Below are 15,215 nucleotides of genomic sequence, written 5' to 3'. Positions count from 1 at the left end.
AATAAATAACGTATGTGATGGAAACCTATAGATTCAGCAAGAAAGCAGGTGATCAGACTGTGATCCATTTACAGAATGTATCAAAAACGTACCATTCAAAAAGCGGAAATGTTGATGCCGTGAAAGACGTCAACTTGGCTATTGATAAAGGTGAAATATTCGGAATTATCGGGTATAGCGGTGCAGGGAAAAGCTCGCTTATTCGCCTATTAAACGGTCTGGAGCTGCCAACAGAAGGAATTGTTGAAGTGGCAGGCAACCGGATCAATGAAGTATCGAATGCGAAACTTCGGAAAGCAAGACAAGAAATCAGCATGATCTTCCAGCACTTTAACTTACTCTGGTCAAGAACGGTGAGACAAAATATTATGTTCCCGCTTGAGATCGCAGGTGTACCGACATCGAAACGGAGAGAACGTGCGAATGAACTGATTAAATTGGTCGGTTTAGAAGGAAAAGAAAATGCATACCCGTCTCAGCTGAGCGGCGGGCAAAAACAGCGTGTCGGCATTGCGAGAGCATTAGCGAATGATCCAAAGGTTCTTCTATGTGACGAAGCGACATCTGCGCTAGATCCGCAAACGACCGATTCGATCCTTGAGCTTTTGGCGGATATCAATAAACGGTTAGGGCTCACGATTGTGCTCATTACACATGAAATGCACGTTATTCGCAAAATTTGTCATCGCGTCGCGGTCATGGAAAATGGACGTATTGTCGAAGAAGGCGAAGTATTACGCGTCTTCAGACAGCCGAAAGAAGAAATGACGAAGCGATTTGTGAAACAGCTTGCAGAACCAGAGGAAGCGAAAGAAACAATCGAGCACGTCTTAGAACGAGTAAAAGAAGGTCAGGTCGTACGGTTGTCCTTTATTGGAGACTCTGCCGAGCAGCCGCTGATCACTGAAATCATTCGATCCTTCAATGTCGATGTGAACATCCTTCAAGGGAAGATTTCTCAAACGCAGGAAGGCGCGTTTGGAACACTCTTTATCCACATTAATGGAGAAGAGACCGAGGTAGAAAAAGCCATCGCCTATATCCAAAGCAAACAGGTTGAAATCGAGGTGATGACACATGTTTGAGAAATGGTTTCCGAACGTTGATTTAGACGTCATCTGGAGTGCAACAGGTGAAACAGTGTATATGACGCTGATTTCATTGGCATTTGCCTTTGCAATCGGGATTATCTTAGGGCTCCTGCTCTTCCTTACAGGAAAAGGCGGTCTTTGGGAAAATAAACCGATAAATGCTGTCATCGGCGCTGTCGTCAATATTTTCAGATCGATTCCTTTTATCATTTTAATTATTTTATTACTAGGGTTTACGAAATTCTTAATGCATACGATTCTTGGCCCAAATGCAGCACTTCCTGCCCTTGTCATAGGGTCAGCTCCATTCTATGCACGTCTTGTCGAAATTGCACTGCGTGAGGTAGACAAAGGAGTCATTGAAGCAGCACGATCAATGGGAGCAAAAACGTCGACAATCATTTTCAAAGTATTGCTGCCAGAATCATTGCCAGCCCTTATTTCAGGTATTACCGTAACAGCAATTGCTCTGATTGGCTCTACTGCGATTGCAGGTGCAATTGGAGCAGGCGGACTTGGTGACCTCGCCTATGTGGAAGGGTACCAATCTGGTAATACAGATGTCACACTTGTAGCTACTGTGTTTATTCTCATCATCGTCTTTATTATTCAAATAATCGGTGATTTGATTACAAATAAAATTGATAAACGTTAAGGGAGGATTTATTCATGAAGAAATTGATTTTAAGTGCACTATTTCTAGCATTTGCAGGTATTCTAGCTGCGTGCGGTTCATCTAATAACGCAAGTGAAAGCAAAACCATTACGGTTGCCGCTTCAAAAACGCCGCATGCCGAAATTCTTGAAGAAGCAAAACCACTTCTAAAAGAAAAAGGCTACGATTTAAAAGTGAAAGTGCTTAGCGATTATAAAATGTACAACAAAGCGTTAGCTGAAAAAGAAGTGGATGCGAACTTTTTCCAACATATCCCTTACTTAAACGAAGAAAATAAATCAAATAAAGATTATAACCTAGTGAGTGCTGGTGCGGTTCACCTTGAGCCTTTCGGTATCTACTCTAAGAAATACAAATCAGTAAAAGATATTCCAAACGGCGGCACAATCATCATGACAAACAACGTAGCTGAACAAGGCCGTATGCTTGCCCTGCTGCAAAATGCTGGTGTCATCAAGCTTGATCCAAAGGTTGATACAATCAACGCAACAGTAAAGAACATTAAAGAAAACCCAAAGAACCTAAAATTCAAAAAAATCGCACCAGAATTAACGGCGAAAGCTTATGAAAACAGTGAAGGCGATGCTGTATTTATCAACGTAAACTATGCGATCCAAAATAAATTGAATCCGAAAAAAGATTCAATTGAACTTGAGCAAACAAAGAACAACCCATATGCAAACATCGTTGCGGTTCGCAAAGGTGACGAAAAATCAGATAAGATCAAGACATTAATGGAAGTTCTTCACTCTGATAAAATCAAAGAATTCATCGACAAAAAATATGACGGTGCAGTATTGCCTGTATCTGAATAACAACATTTTAACCTCGCTTCTATTAAAGCGAGGTTTCAACGTGTAGACAAACCCTTGCATTCGGTGTCAGGTCTGCGTGCCGGTGCTCACGAATGTTCAATTCGCTCCGCTCCGGTACTCGTCCTTCCTAGACTGCAAAGGTTTTCTATCACGCTGAAAAAAGAAGACAAAGGGCTAAAATAAAGATCATTTTAGCCCTTTGTCAATAATCTGCAGCCTCGCTTTCATCAAAGCGAGGTTTTTTGTGTATTTTTTCAAATCTCGCTCATAATAAAAACGTACAAATGACCTGAAGGGATGGAATCAAGATGAATGAACAGCATATGAGCGGATCCATGCAGCAATCACTGACTGATTATAAAACCGCAATGGGTGAATTCCAGAAGAAAATGCCGGTGTTTGGTAAGAAATTCAATGAATTTACGGAGCAGTGCTTCCAGAGCGATTCATTAACGCAAAAAGAAAAACAAATGATTGCCCTTGGCATCAGTATTCATGCACAGGACGAATACTGCATGATTTATCATACAAAAGGAGCGCTCGATCAAGGGGCGACAGAAGAGAATTTGCTAGAGGTTGTCAGCGTGGCGGCAGCTTTTGGTGGAGGAGCAGCACTAAGCCAAGGAATCACTGTCGTTCAGCAATGTATTGATGAATTTGGAGGACAGACGCATTAAGGGAAGCAAAACACGGTATTTTTCCATCTCAGGGAGTTGAGCGCTTCTCATCCGATTGTGTGAGAAAATATGCCAGCATAGGGTGTCATATCCCTTTTGAGTGAAGACTCATACGTTTGCTACAATAAAGCTACACTCAAGGAAGGGAATGGTTTATTATTTGTTCGGACCATAGTACACTAGGATTGGATTATACCGCCGAGATGGAAAAGGCCATGCATCAAGCTCATGGCATGAGCTATGCAGAGTACGAAAGAGACCATGACTTACGGATGAAAGTGGAATATAAACGAGAGCAGTCCTATCGAGATGAGAAAAGACAGCTCGCAAAAATGAATATACGAGGCTAATAATAGCTGAGGGGCGGGGAGCACAGTTTCCCGCCCTTTCTTTATGAAAACAGTCTTTTCGACATAAATCCTTTTATCTACCTGCTTTTTTTGTTAGAATTTTGAGAGCATCCTCTCACGCTTATCGTGAATGTGTTGTATTCAGTTTTAATTTGTTATAAAATTAGAATGAGAATAAATTGAGAATAATGATTATTTTGGAGGTATCGATATATGACTGCTTCGACATTAACAATTAAGGACTTGCACGTTGAGATTGAAGGGAAAGAAATCTTAAAGGGTGTAAACCTCGAGATAAAAGGTGGAGAATTCCACGCAGTAATGGGACCAAACGGAACAGGTAAATCTACTTTATCTGCTGCCATTATGGGTCACCCTAAATATGAAGTAACAAAAGGCAGCATCTTGCTTGATGGCGAAGATGTCCTTGAAATGGAAGTAGATGAGCGCGCTCAAGCTGGACTTTTCCTTGCGATGCAATACCCATCTGAAATCAGCGGTGTTACAAATGCTGACTTCCTTCGTTCTGCAATTAACGCACGCAGAGAAGAAGGCGATGAAATTTCTCTTATGAAATTCATCCGCAAAATGGACGAAAACATGGAGTTCCTTGAAATGGACCCAGATATGGCACAGCGCTACCTAAACGAAGGTTTCTCAGGCGGGGAGAAAAAACGCAACGAAATTCTTCAATTAATGATGATTGAACCAAAGATCGCCATCCTTGACGAAATCGATTCTGGTCTTGATATCGATGCCCTGAAAGTTGTTTCTAAAGGAATTAATAAAATGCGCGGCGAAAGCTTCGGCTGCTTAATGATCACTCACTATCAGCGTCTGCTGAACTACATCACACCAGATCATGTTCATGTCATGATGCAAGGTCGTATCGTGAAATCTGGCGGACCAGAACTTGCGCAGCGTCTAGAAGCAGAAGGCTATGATTGGATTAAAAAAGAGTTAGGAATTGAAGACGAAACTGTTGGTCAAGAAGCGTAAGCGTTAGGAGGATTATTGATGACATTAGAAACGAAATTATCAGTAGATCAAGATTATGTCAAAAGCTTCTCCGAGAAGCATCAGGAACCGGCATGGATGAGCTCCCTTCGCTTACAGGCTCTTGAAAAAGCAGAAGACCTCCCAATGCCAAAGCCTGACAAAACGAATATTTCAAAATGGAATTTAACGAATTTCAAACAGCATACAGTCGAAAGTGCGCCATTTGGGTCATTAGAAGAGCTTCCAGAAGAAGTGAAATCTCTTATTGATTTAGAGGACACAAATAAGACAGTTTACATTCAGCGTGATCAAACGCCGGCCTATTTGTCTCTTTCAGCTGAAGCGAAAGACAAAGGTGTGATCTTCACTGATCTTCATACAGCGATCCGTGAGCATGGAGATTTAGTGAAACAATACTTCATGACAGATGCAGTGAAAGTGGATGAGCATAAACTAACAGCTTTACATGCTGCTTTAGTGAATGGAGGAGCTTTCCTCTATGTTCCGAAAAACGTTGAGCTTGAAGCACCAATTCAAGCTGTTTATCTTCATGAAAATGATGAAACGACTTTGTTCAACCATGTCATCGTCGTAGCAGACGATCATAGTGCTGTGACTTATGTAGAAAACTACATCAGTACGGCAAAACCGGAAGAAGCGATCTTCAATATCGTTTCTGAAGTGTTCACAGGCGCAAACGCCCGCGTCACATACGGTGCTGTAGATAACCTTGCAGAAGGAGTCACAGTATATGTAAACAGACGCGGTATGGCAAATGGCCGTGACAGTAAAATCGAATGGGCACTTGGCCTGATGAATGATGGAGACGTCGTATCTGAAAACATCACAAAACTGATGGGTGACGGTACATTCGGTGATACGAAATCAGTTGTTGTCGGCCGAGGAAACCAAACAGAAAACTTCACAACAAGCATCATCCACTTCGGTAAAAACTCTGAAGGGTATATCTTGAAGCATGGTGTGATGAAGGATCAAGCATCCTCTATCTTTAACGGAATTGGCAAAATCGAGCATGGCGCAACAAAGTCAAATGCAGAGCAGGAATCACGTGTCCTCATGCTGAGTGAGAAAGCACGCGGTGACGCAAACCCAATTCTTTTAATTGATGAAGATGATGTGACAGCAGGGCACGCCGCTTCTGTTGGACGTGTCGATCCAATTCAATTGTACTACCTCATGAGCCGCGGGATTTCCAAAGAAGATGCAGAAAGACTTGTGATTTATGGCTTCTTAAATCCAGTTGTGAAAGAACTGCCGATTGAAGGAGTTAAAAAGCAGCTGATTTCTGTGATTGAAAGGAAAGTAAAATAATGAATATCAAAGACGTTCGTGAGCAATTTCCAATCCTTCATCAGCAAGTGAACGGACATGATTTGGTGTATTTGGACAGTGCAGCGACTTCTCAAAAACCAAGAGTGGTCATTGATGCAATGAATGAGTATTACCGGTCTTACAACTCGAACGTCCACAGGGGTGTTCATACCCTTGGCACAAGAGCAACGGACGCATACGAGGGTGCGAGAGAGAAAGTTCGTGCATTCATCCGTGCTTTATCTGTCCAGGAGATTATTTTTACTAGAGGTACAACGACTGCACTAAACACAGTGGCGATCAGCTATGCTAGAGCCAACCTCAAAGAAGGCGATGAGATTGTCATTACACATATGGAGCATCATGCGAATATCATCCCTTGGCAGCAAGCAGCAAAAGCAACTGGCGCCACATTGAAATACATTCCGTTACAGGAAGACGGCACGCTATCGCTTGAAGATGTGAAGCAAACGATCACACATCAAACGAAAATCGTCGCTGTCACACATGTCTCAAACGTATTAGGAACCATTAACCCGATTAAAGAAATCGCCAAAATTGCCCACGATCATGGGGCAATCATTGTCGTCGACGGTGCGCAAAGCACCCCGCACATGCAAATTGATGTTCAGGATCTAGATTGTGACTTTTTCGCATTCTCTGGGCATAAAATGTGTGGACCGACTGGCATCGGTGTGCTTTACGGGAAGAAGGACCTTTTGAATAATATGGAGCCTGCTGAGTTTGGCGGTGAAATGATCGACTTTGTGGATCTGTATGATTCCACATGGAAAGAGCTGCCGTGGAAATTTGAAGCGGGAACACCGATTATTGCTGGAGCAGTTGGACTAGGAAAAGCAATTGACTTCTTAAATGACATTGGTATGGAGGAAGTCAGCCGTTACGAGCATCAGCTTGCGACTTACGCGCTTGAGCGCTTTAAAGAGCTTGACGGTGCGACTGTTTATGGACCGCAGCACCGAGCTGGGCTTGTGACGTTTAATTTAGACGACGTCCATCCGCATGATGCGTCAACTGTTCTGGATACGGAAGGTGTCGCCATTCGTGCTGGACACCACTGTGCACAGCCGCTCATGAAATGGCTTGGTGTATCAGCGACTGCAAGAGCAAGCTTCTATCTGTATAATACAGAAGAAGAGATTGATCTACTCATTGCAGCGCTCCGTAAGACAAAGGAGTATTTTACGAATGCCTTTTAATGTAAACTTAGACACACTGTACAGACAAGTGATTATGGATCATTATAAAAACCCGAGAAACAAAGGTGTACTAAATGACAGCATTGTCGTCGATATGAACAACCCAACGTGTGGTGACCGTATTCGTCTTACGATGAAAATCGAAGACGAAAAAGTCACGGATGCGAAATTTGAAGGAGAAGGATGCTCGATTTCGATGGCATCTGCCTCCATGATGACGCAGGCAATTAAAGGGAAAGATATTGAAACAGCTTTGAAAATGTCTCGGATTTTCTCCGATATGATGCAAGGAAAAGAATACGACGATTCCATTGATCTTGGTGACATTGAAGCGCTGCAGGGAGTTGCAAAATTCCCAGCCCGCATCAAATGTGCAACATTATCCTGGAAGGCGCTTGAAAAAGGCGCATCTGCCGAAGATAACGGCAAATCATAAGATTGGAGTGAAAATGGATGGCTAAAAAAATGCCAGATGTTGGTGAATATAAATACGGCTTTTCTGATAAAGACGTTTCCATTTTCCGTTCAGAGCGCGGACTGACAAAAGAGATCGTTGAAGAAATTTCTCGTATGAAAGAAGAGCCTCAGTGGATGCTCGACTTCCGTTTGAAATCTCTTGAGCACTTTTACAACATGCCGATGCCACAATGGGGCGGAGATTTAAATGCATTAAACTTTGATGAAATTACGTACTACGTAAAGCCATCAGAGCGCTCTGAGCGTTCTTGGGATGAAGTACCAGAAGAAATCAAACAAACCTTTGATAAGCTTGGTATCCCAGAAGCAGAGCAAAAATATTTAGCTGGTGTATCTGCTCAGTATGAATCTGAAGTTGTGTATCACAACATGAAGCAAGACCTTGAAGATCTAGGAATTGTGTTTAAAGATACAGACAGCGCATTAAAAGAGAACGAAGACATCTTCCGTGAGCACTGGGCAAAAGTCATTCCTCCGACTGACAACAAATTTGCTGCGCTTAACTCGGCTGTATGGTCTGGTGGTTCATTTATCTACGTACCAAAAGGCGTAAAAGTAGATACTCCACTTCAAGCATACTTCCGTATCAACTCTGAAAACATGGGTCAGTTCGAACGTACACTGATCATCGTTGACGAAGGCGCACATGTGCATTACGTAGAAGGCTGTACAGCTCCAGTTTACACAACAAACTCACTGCACAGTGCGGTTGTTGAAATCATCGTCAAAAAAGGCGGCTACTGCCGTTATACAACGATTCAAAACTGGGCAAACAACGTCTTCAACCTTGTGACAAAACGTACAGTATGTGAAGAGAATGCAACTATGGAATGGATTGATGGAAACATCGGTTCTAAACTGACAATGAAATACCCAGCGGTCATCCTAAAAGGTGAAGGCGCTCGTGGTATGACATTAAGTATTGCCCTAGCAGGTAAAGGTCAGCACCAAGATGCAGGTGCGAAAATGATTCACCTTGCACCAAACACATCTTCAACGATCGTATCGAAATCGATTTCGAAACAAGGCGGTAAAGTAACATACCGCGGAATCGTTCACTTCGGACGCAAAGCAGAGGGTGCACGCTCAAACATCGAGTGTGATACACTCATCATGGATAACAAATCAACATCTGATACGATCCCTTACAATGAAATCTTAAACGACAACATTTCATTAGAGCACGAAGCAAAAGTATCAAAAGTATCAGAAGAACAGCTATTCTACTTGATGAGCCGCGGAATTTCTGAAGAAGAAGCAACAGAAATGATCGTCATGGGCTTCATCGAGCCATTCACAAAAGAACTGCCAATGGAATACGCCGTTGAAATGAACCGTTTGATTAAGTTTGAAATGGAAGGCAGTATCGGGTAATACACCTGAAACGCCTCATTTAAAATGATTTTAGAGGTTTTAAAAGAATAATAAAAATCGGCCGTGCCGATATAGATTTTATCTTTTGATTGGAGACGAACTTTTTAGTTCGTCTTCTTCTATTTTCTCAGTACTTCATTTCATTCTGTTTTACCTTAAATTTTTAAGTTCTTTTAATACTACATCATTTAATCATGTGATAAGAGGATGATGTGTTCTTTAAGGTTGTTAAAATTACTTTATTGCTGGTATCTCATCTAATCTGTTTTTCAACAAAGTAGAATTGTATCTTGCAATTCAACAAAGACATAATAAATAAAATAAGACCTAGATAGCGTAATTGCCGTCTGGGTCTTATATTCTCACATTTAAATAAACATTTAAAAGTATTTTTTTCTAAATATGTACTAACAAATTAATTCCATTGTATTTTTAAATCAAAGTATGATGCACCAAGGCTAGGTCTTGTATCTACTACTTCAATATAATTCCAACCTGAAGTTATATCCGGAAAAAATGCAATGTCTGTTCCAACTTCAAAAAAATTTCCGTTTAAGATGCTTATTTTATGAGATCCCTTACTATCAAATATTACACTGACGCCTTCATAACCATCAAAATAAAATTTATAATATTTAATGGGGTTATACTTGTTGGTATAAGAATTACCTATACCTCCATTTTTTAGTTCAAAGGCTTTATCATGAATACTGCTAGATGTATTCATGATAGTAGAAATATTTTGATTTTGATTGTAGTTTTTTGTTTCAGCAGCAGATACATCATCAGTTATTCCACTAAATAATCCCAGGGAAATAATGGGGGTGAGTAATAACTTTTTCATAAAGAATAAACCTCCTATTTTTAGAAATATATTGAAATGTTATGATAACATAGATATTTTTGGTTATCAAACCAATTATTAGTTTTTAATAGGTATATATACCAATTAAACCTCGTAGACACAGGTATAGGTATTGTTGAATAGTCATCAAAATAAATAACCAGGCACTCATGAAAGTGAGAACCTGGTCCTTTTTTGTTTATTCGTTATACAGTCTATATTTCTTGTGTAGTGCTTCGAGTTTCTCTATTTTCTCTATCATTACGTTCAAAACCTCTTGAAAAATAACATTACCCTTTATTAAAATTGTTTTTGATAATCATTTCTTCTAAAGATAAGGATATTTTTGCAGTAAAATCAATGTTAGTGAAACTTTCTTAATCAAACTTTTTTCTAAACGAACATAAATACTTGCAACATTTAAATTAGTACTGTATAGTTCTAATTATGACAAAGGCAAAATTAATGAATCAAAAACGTGTACTTGAAGTAGCTGCAACATTATTTTTGGAAAAAGGGTTTGCTTATACAAGTATGGATGAATTAGTTCGTGTAAGCAAAGTGTCAAAGTCGAATGTGTATTATCACTTTTCTAATAAGGAAGAATTATTAGAAGGGGTCGTTGATTATTGGATTGACATGTATCAAGCTTCAATAGACGACGTAATTTCTCAGACCCAATTTTCAGTTGAAGATCGTATCCAAATGTTTTTAAAGCAATTATCACAAGGCGTTCAGTCGAGAGAGTATCAGGGCGGCTGTCCATTTATTACTCTTTATATTCAAAGTCCTGCACAGGCCACACAAATAAAAGAAAAAATAGGTTTATTTTTTACAGGATTACAAAAGAAAGTTGCTCTATTACTGAAACAAGGCGTAGAGAACGGGGAATTCAGGGATACGATTCAGATTGATGAGGTGTCATCACTTTTTATTACAAATCTTGAAGGAGCTTTATTTATTTCAGAAACATTGAAGGATGCCACTGTCATCACAAAAACAGCAGATCATTTATTTAACTTGCTTCGATAATAGAAGCATTTTTTTTACATCAAATTAGTACTGTTTAGTACTAAAAAGGAGATTTCATATGAAAACAGTATTTTTAACAGGTGGAACAGGCTTTATTGGAAAGCAATTAGTCGAAGAATTAGCCAAAGAGGATGTGAACATTCTTCTTTTAGTGAGGTCGAAAAGTAAAGCGACACGCATTTTTCAAGAAAGAGGTATTTTAAAAGAGTCAGTGATGCACTTTGTTGAAGGTGATTTGACGAAAATAGATTTAGGTCTAAGTCCTGAAGATAAAGAGAGGGTAATGAAAACGGATGTGATCATTCACGCAGGAGGACCCATGGATATTCAAGCAACCAGTAAAGAGGCAGCTTCCGTCTTTTTAAATGGTGCCAAACATATTGGTGAATTAGCTAAAAGTATTCATCAATTGAAGGGCTTGCAGCAATTTATTCATGTTGTCGGTTATATGAGCCCCTTTGATGATCAAAATAGCAAGATTGCAATTGATGTGTTTAAAGAAGGAAATGATTACTTGAAAATAAAAAATCCATATGAGAGAACAAAATTTTTAGCAGATCTTTATATCCGTCAACAAGCATCAGCTGTCGGTTATCCGCTGGCTGTCATTAATCCGCCAACTGTGGTCGGCAGTAGTAAAACAGGGAGTACAGAACAGATAGCAGGATTAGGTTTGCTTGTAACAAGTATGCGAAGAGGGCTTATGCCAGTGATTCCTGGAGGTAAAGGATATAGGCTGCCACTTATTTCAAACGATGAGTTTGCGAAGTTTATTGTGCAGGTTTTCAGGATGGAGCAGCCGGCTATTCAAACATATACACTTGTTGAAGAGAAAGAGCATGATCAGAACATTGCTGAATTATTAAGTGTGATGTCGGAAAGTATGAATATGAGGGCACCAAAAATCTCTGTCCCAATGCCGCTTATGAAAGCAATGATGAAAAGTGGAGTAAGTAAAATAACAAACATTCCTTCTGATGGCCTCAATTTTATGACAAAACGAACATTTTCAAATGCTTCAGTGAAAAAAATGATGGGAGAAGATTGGTTTAAGAAGACGAGTGTCATGAACTTTTTCCCTGCTGTAGTAGCTGATCTGGATTATCGCATGATGAATCAACATGGTGAGCATTATCATGCATTTGAGCGAACATTATGCGATAACAACACCCTTTACCAATTACAAGGAGAAGGGAAACCGTTTATTTTATTACATGGTTTATTGAGTGATGGAGAGGATTTATTCCCTTTAGCACAAGAGCTTCATGAAAAAACGGGTCAGCCTGTATGGATCTTGGATCTTCCAGGTTTGGGGCGTTCCCCATTTAAACGAGAGAAACATCTTCTAGATATCTATTTGAATGTAGTGAAAAAGGTATTGGAGAAAGCGGCTCATGGTGCACATCTAATTGGCCATTCATTCGGTGCGTTTATTCTACTGGAAGCACTGGGACAAGGGTACATAGATAAGAAGTATTCAATCACTTTACTTCAGCCGCCTGTTGCCAAAAAAAATGCTAAATCGCTAAATGTTCCACAATGGATGAACAAATGGTCATTAAAATTAGCAACTCCTAACATGATAGAGCATTATTTATTAAGTAATGGTTTGTTTGAAAGGACGGAGAACATCCCTGAACATTATATTGAAAAAATCAGAAATAGCTTTACTTCTCCTAGAATTTTAAATACGACGGTTCAGCTTAACAATTTACTACTGAACACCGATCAAGGTGAATTCAATGAATTAACAAAGGATAATCCTCATATTATCTGGGGGGAGTATGACAAAGGCTATTCTGCTCCGTTGCATCTTGGAAATGTTGATGTTGTTCCATACGGCCATCATTTTCCTCTTAGCCATCCGAGTGAAACGGCTGCATTGGTTATAAAAAATAGTATACTAGCAGATGAGAGTGTGGGATAAATAAAAAGGTCTTGGGGTAGTTGTATTTTCTTAGCTTGCTGTTGATGAGGGCACACCTACAAAACACCCATAAACTTATGACGGCTTATTAAAATGGAGTTTGAATTAAAAAAATAGAAACAAAAAAACGCATAGGAGCTTATGCGTTTTTATTTGTTCCATAGTATGCCTGTATTTAAATCGAGTTTAAATACTTTAAGGAATAGTTTTAACAAGTGATCACATGCTTCTTCGCCACCACAATACTCAGGAGAAAGTGAAACTGTTATCAAATCCTATTTATACAAATTTTTAAGGTAGGTTAACGATTCCATCACTTCTTGATCCGACTTTATTTTTGGGTCACGATCGTAAAATTCTTCTTCATTAAAGAAGTCCAAATCGAGATTGAGTATTAGTGAATTGTTGTGGACATATGGTTCTACTTCCCCAAGTAAGATTGAATCTTTTAATTCCTCAATAGAGTGAACTCTAATACCTTCGTAAATGCGTCCCGCTACATTTTCTCTGGTCCACTCCTCGAAAGGGTCACTACGTGAAAAATCAGAAACGTAGATAATATTGTTGATTGTTTCACGCCCAAATGCGGGCCAGATGAACGTAAAATTTTGTATAGATTTATCAGTAAAGGATTTTATATTTTCTAGGCCTTCAATATCTATGTATTCGGGATTATCTTGTAGAACAGAAGGCACATCATCTAGATGGGCATCCACATGAAAAAGGGTTGCATTAGGCATAATTAATCCTTCTTCCCTTGCTAATTCCCAAATATAAAAGGCCCATTTGTGCTGATCCATTAAAAAAATTTTCTTTTCTGGAAAGTATATCTTATTCAAGTCTCTCAATGACTATCACCTCGTAATAGAGAGCTTCTACCTCAGCCCTTTTTTGATTCAAAAAACAGTTTAAGTTGTTCTAGGCAGAGAGTTACAACAACTGTACCTCTGTTATGGTAGCACGATTTATTATATTTTTCTTTATTTTTAAATGTTGAATTTATTTTAAGAATCTCTTAGGTTTTTATTTATACCAACATCTAGAAATTCCGAAGTGCTAACTTTATCTTTATATATCAATTAGTATTAATATATGATTTGTTAAATCAATATTAAAAAGGCGAACCACTAAAGTTCGCCTTTTCCCACTCTTTTTAACTACTATTATTTCAGTTATTTCGCCACATCCATTGTATTTGTTTTCGGTTGATCATCAACCTTCCCATATGTCAGCTGACGCCAGATAAACTCCATCGGGCCATATTTAAACCGCTTTAACCATAATGTACTAAAGAGCACGAGGAAGACATAAACCCCGAGTCCAATCATAAACGTGCCAGCCGGCTGAAGATGATCGGCAAGTCCGGCTCCGTATTTCAGAAATAGCATTGTGCCAATGATGGAGTGAAGCAAATAGCAGGTCAGTGACATGCGTCCGACTTTGGTAAAGACCATCAAAGCACCTCGCAGCTGAGGGACGTGAAGAAACAGCATCGCAAGTGTACTCATATAGAACATACTGCCTGTTAATCCGCCGTTTTGTTCAAGGGCAGAGGCTATGTTCATCCACAGTGTATTTTCAAAAGGATTGACCGCTGCTATGATCGTACTGCCTTGGGTGATGAGAAAAGCGATGGCAAAAATGATCCAAATGCGATTCCAAATCGCTTTTTTTGCCTCCATGTTTTTGAAAAACTTCATTTTCACAAAATACACACCGAGTAAAAACATGAAAAACATAGAATAGACGGTGGAAAAAGAACTTGAGGCCATCGTGACCATATCTGTCCACCTGTCACCAATCGATGCTAAATAAGTCAGACTGTTGTGGCTGGTCAGCTCGAAATCAGCAAAGTCCGGCTTGCCTGATGATCCTGAACTGACGGTATTGAACAGCATCGTGAAAATAGGTGTGAGCAATTGAATCACAAAGAGTGTGATGAGCCAGTATCCGATGGTTTTGGCTGTGCGTTTGTAAAAGAAAAGCAATAAAAAGCCAGCGACTGCATAATAGGCCAAAATGTCACCAATCCAAACGAAGGTCAAATGCAGAAGGCCAAATCCTAAGAGAATGGTTAATCTGCGGGCAAACAGTTTGTTCGGACTGTCCACCTTCTGAGCAGCTCGGTCCATAAAAATCATAAAACCAACCCCGAATAGAAAGGAAAACAGTGTAATGAATTTCCCCGAGGCAAACCAATTCACCACATTGTGAAAGACATCATTTGACAGCATGTCAAATCCCTTGGCCGAATCCACGATCAAAAAGTAATTGACTAGAATAATCCCCATTAAGGCAAACCCTCGTACGATGTCCAAGAAATGAACCCGTTCCCGCAGACTCATCGGTTGTCCGTGTGCTACTTTGTTTACATTCATATCCATGCTCCTTTTCTTGTATG

15 protein-coding genes are annotated in these 15,215 nt (G+C 39.7%); 12 read left to right on the top strand and 3 right to left on the bottom strand.

Features of this window, described 5'->3' with window-relative positions; all coding sequences use genetic code 11:
• Positions 1-59 precede the first annotated feature (59 nt).
• The 10 genes from AWT60_RS06095 to sufB all read left to right on the top strand — a co-directional run bounded on the left by AWT60_RS06095 (position 60) and on the right by sufB (position 9,011).
• Positions 60-1,085 carry a methionine ABC transporter ATP-binding protein gene (locus AWT60_RS06095; RefSeq protein WP_041108481.1) on the top strand — a complete coding sequence of 342 codons (1,026 nt, stop codon included), beginning with the start codon at positions 60-62 and terminating at the stop codon, positions 1,083-1,085.
• Positions 1,078-1,746, top strand: a complete 669-nt coding sequence (locus AWT60_RS06090) for a methionine ABC transporter permease (RefSeq protein WP_024423401.1) — start codon at positions 1,078-1,080, stop codon at positions 1,744-1,746. Before AWT60_RS06095 ends, AWT60_RS06090 begins: the two co-directional genes overlap by 8 nt.
• A gap of 14 nt (positions 1,747-1,760) precedes the next feature.
• Entirely contained in the window at positions 1,761-2,582 is an 822-nt protein-coding gene (gene metQ / locus AWT60_RS06085) for a methionine ABC transporter substrate-binding lipoprotein MetQ (RefSeq protein WP_024426003.1), read from the top strand.
• A 308-nt stretch (positions 2,583-2,890) separates the two neighbouring features.
• On the top strand, positions 2,891-3,259 hold the full coding sequence (locus tag AWT60_RS06080) for a carboxymuconolactone decarboxylase family protein (RefSeq protein ID WP_003212803.1): 369 nt from the start codon (positions 2,891-2,893) through the stop codon (positions 3,257-3,259).
• Positions 3,260-3,474: 215 nt separating this feature from the next.
• A complete protein-coding gene (locus tag AWT60_RS18505; RefSeq protein ID WP_254965641.1) occupies positions 3,475-3,609 on the top strand; it encodes a YuzK family famiily protein in 135 nt (44 codons plus the stop codon).
• A gap of 213 nt (positions 3,610-3,822) precedes the next feature.
• A complete protein-coding gene (gene sufC / locus AWT60_RS06075; protein WP_007500355.1) occupies positions 3,823-4,608 on the top strand; it encodes a Fe-S cluster assembly ATPase SufC in 786 nt (261 codons plus the stop codon).
• 18 nt (positions 4,609-4,626) lie between these two features.
• Positions 4,627-5,940: a Fe-S cluster assembly protein SufD gene (gene sufD, locus AWT60_RS06070; protein WP_125586120.1), complete on the top strand. Its 1,314-nt coding sequence runs from the start codon at positions 4,627-4,629 to the stop codon at positions 5,938-5,940.
• A complete protein-coding gene (locus AWT60_RS06065; RefSeq protein ID WP_163115007.1) occupies positions 5,940-7,160 on the top strand; it encodes a cysteine desulfurase in 1,221 nt (406 codons plus the stop codon). The genes sufD and AWT60_RS06065 overlap by 1 nt, the downstream gene beginning before the upstream one ends.
• On the top strand, positions 7,150-7,596 hold the full coding sequence (sufU, locus tag AWT60_RS06060) for a Fe-S cluster assembly sulfur transfer protein SufU (protein WP_163115006.1): 447 nt from the start codon (positions 7,150-7,152) through the stop codon (positions 7,594-7,596). Before AWT60_RS06065 ends, sufU begins: the two co-directional genes overlap by 11 nt.
• 17 nt (positions 7,597-7,613) lie before the next feature.
• A complete protein-coding gene (gene sufB / locus AWT60_RS06055) occupies positions 7,614-9,011 on the top strand; it encodes a Fe-S cluster assembly protein SufB (RefSeq protein ID WP_007500362.1) in 1,398 nt (465 codons plus the stop codon).
• A 415-nt stretch (positions 9,012-9,426) separates the two neighbouring features.
• Here sufB and AWT60_RS06050 read toward each other — a convergent pair whose 3' ends face one another.
• Positions 9,427-9,855 carry a hypothetical protein gene (locus tag AWT60_RS06050; RefSeq protein WP_218677031.1) on the bottom strand — a complete coding sequence of 143 codons (429 nt, stop codon included), beginning with the start codon at positions 9,853-9,855 and terminating at the stop codon, positions 9,427-9,429.
• Positions 9,856-10,320: 465 nt separating this feature from the next.
• On the opposite strand from AWT60_RS06050, the gene AWT60_RS06045 reads away from it, so the two are divergent.
• The gene (locus tag AWT60_RS06045; protein WP_218677030.1) at positions 10,321-10,887 is read left to right on the top strand and encodes a TetR/AcrR family transcriptional regulator; all 567 of its coding nucleotides are present in this window, start codon (positions 10,321-10,323) and stop codon (positions 10,885-10,887) included.
• Positions 10,888-10,945: 58 nt separating this feature from the next.
• Positions 10,946-12,814, top strand: a complete 1,869-nt coding sequence (locus AWT60_RS06040; protein WP_218677029.1) for an alpha/beta fold hydrolase — start codon at positions 10,946-10,948, stop codon at positions 12,812-12,814.
• Positions 12,815-13,089: 275 nt separating this feature from the next.
• On the opposite strand, the gene AWT60_RS06035 is transcribed toward AWT60_RS06040, so the two are convergent.
• Complete coding sequence (locus AWT60_RS06035; RefSeq protein ID WP_218677028.1) at positions 13,090-13,662, bottom strand: peptide arginase family protein; 573 nt, start codon at positions 13,660-13,662, stop codon at positions 13,090-13,092.
• 324 nt (positions 13,663-13,986) lie between these two features.
• Positions 13,987-15,192 (bottom strand): DUF418 domain-containing protein, encoded by a 1,206-nt coding sequence (locus AWT60_RS06030; protein WP_218677027.1) that lies wholly within the window; start codon positions 15,190-15,192, stop codon positions 13,987-13,989.
• Positions 15,193-15,215: the final 23 nt, after the last annotated feature.

This window comes from Bacillus sp. F2HM (assembly GCF_019266135.1).
Taxonomy (GTDB): domain Bacteria; phylum Bacillota; class Bacilli; order Bacillales; family Bacillaceae; genus Bacillus; species Bacillus safensis.
This window is presented reverse-complemented; position numbering and strand designations above follow the sequence as displayed.